This window comes from Vibrio sp. Y176, assembly GCF_033438945.1.
In genome coordinates this window covers 1-522 of the sequence record NZ_JAWOQS010001166.1, presented here as the reverse complement: position 1 = coordinate 522, position 522 = coordinate 1, and the positions used below count along the sequence as shown (strand labels likewise).

Here is a 522-nt window from a genome sequence, read left to right as displayed (position 1 = left end):
CCATTGGGTGCAGAACCCATTCCGTTGCTTTAGTCATGCCATCTTTTGGAATTTTAACCCAACGGCAATGTGCTACTCGGGAGTAGGACACCATGTACCCAGGAACAATAATATTTGCTTCTTTTACGTATTCTTGAATCTGGTGCGACAGCTCATAACGTTTATTCTGATCAAACTCAGCATCATACGCTTCGATCAACTTATCGAGTTCGGGGCTACTGTAGTTGGTGTGAGCATTGGTTTGCGGCTTGTTCGCATTGTCAGAGTGCAAGTATTCCCAGTAAGCTGGAATCTCACCAGATCCCATGTTCAGGAATGCCAGCTGGTGCTTCTTCTCTAGAATGTACTTAAACGCAGATGAACCATCGACCAAGTTCAATGTAAACTCTAGACCTGCCAGTTTCGCTTGCTCTTTCAAGTATGCAATACGAGGTGTCCATGAGTTGTAACCGTACGTAATCGCAAAGCTTAAACGTTGGCCTTTGTCGTTTACGCGAATACCATCTGAACCTAAAGTATCAA

The 522-nt window shown here is 44.3% G+C and carries 1 pseudogene; it reads right to left on the bottom strand.

Annotated elements, in window-relative coordinates:
- A pseudogene (locus R7O13_RS30775) lies at positions 1 to 522 on the bottom strand (ABC transporter substrate-binding protein); the annotation flags it as partial.